The sequence below is a fragment of the Cupriavidus sp. 05L310 genome (genome assembly GCF_056398185.1).
In genome coordinates this window covers 1-1,295 of record NZ_JBFTOX010000164.1, presented here as the reverse complement: position 1 = coordinate 1,295, position 1,295 = coordinate 1, and the positions used below count along the sequence as shown (strand labels likewise).

Annotated in this window: 1 protein-coding gene; it reads left to right on the top strand. The window is 56.4% G+C overall.

Going from position 1 to position 1,295, the window contains the following annotated elements; translation table 11 throughout:
- Nucleotides 1-241 precede the first annotated feature (241 nt).
- A partial coding sequence (ltrA, locus tag AC1DS6_RS42625) for a group II intron reverse transcriptase/maturase (protein WP_477104809.1) occupies nucleotides 242-1,295 on the top strand: 1,054 nt, incomplete at its 3' end.

Genomic DNA, 1,295 nt, shown 5'->3' with positions numbered 1-1,295 from the left:
AACGCTGTTGGCTGTGCGGGTATGGGAGGTTGGAAAAAGCGAATGCCGGGCTGTAATGGTTCGGATAGGGGTTGAAACATCATCCCACGCGAAAGCGGGCAGACTTCCAACTGGTCTTTCGTCGCAAGACGGCTGACTGAACTCGCTTGATGTTCAATTTTCTTCCCTTGAGGGGCAACTGTCCCTCAAGGGGCATGTTGTCTCTTGATTTTGGGGAAGATCCTCAAGATAGGAGAGCAGCATGGAAGCATTGATCCGCAAGGATGAATCTGCGCCCTCCGGCGTACCGCAACGATGGGGCGACATCAATTGGCGCCGTGTCGAACGGAACGTTCGAGCAATGCAGATTCGAATTGCGAAGGCAACACAGGAAGGGGACTGGCGCCGGGTGAAAGCCCTGCAACGGTCTCTGACCCGCTCGTGGTCCGCCAAGGCATCGGCGGTACGACGAGTGACGGAGAACCAAGGTGCGCGGACGGTAGGTGTTGACCGCGAACAGTGGAACTCGCCTGAAGTCCGATGGGAAGCCATTGGGCGGTTGAAGCGCCGGGGGTATCGACCCAAGCCATTAAGGAGGGTCTTTATTCCCAAATCCAATGGAAAGGAGCGCCCTCTGGGCATTCCGACCATGTTGGATCGAGCCATGCAGGCGTTATACCTGCTGGCGCTGGAACCGGTGTCCGAAGGGACGAGCGATCCGAACTCGTATGGGTTCCGGATCAATCGCTCTACCGCGGACGCCATGTCTCAGCTATTTGTCTCGCTATCCCAGAAGGCTTCGGCTCAATGGGTGTTAGAGGCGGATATCAAAGGTTGCTTTGACCATATCAGCCACGACTGGCTGGAGCGCAATGTCCCTATGGACAAAGTGATCCTGCGGAAATGGCTGAAAGCTGGCGTGGTATTTCAGGGTCAGCTTCAGGCGACCGAGGCCGGAACACCACAGGGGGGCATCATTTCCCCGACTCTGGCAAACGTGGCGCTGAACGGGTTGGAACGACAATTGGTGGAGTCCTTGCGGACAAAACTCGGAGTCGCCAACGTACGGAAGCATAAGGTGAACGTCGTGCGGTACGCAGACGACTTCGTGATCACCGGCAGTACGCCGGATGTTTTGGAGCACGAAGTGAAGCCGTGGGTAGAGGCGTTCCTAGCAGTACGGGGGCTGACGCTATCGACGGAGAAAACGCGGATTGTCCACATTGCCAACGGCTTCGACTTCCTTGGGTGGAATTTCCGGAAGTACTCGGGAACGCTGCTCATCAAGCCAAGCAAAAAGAACGTGCAGACGTTCT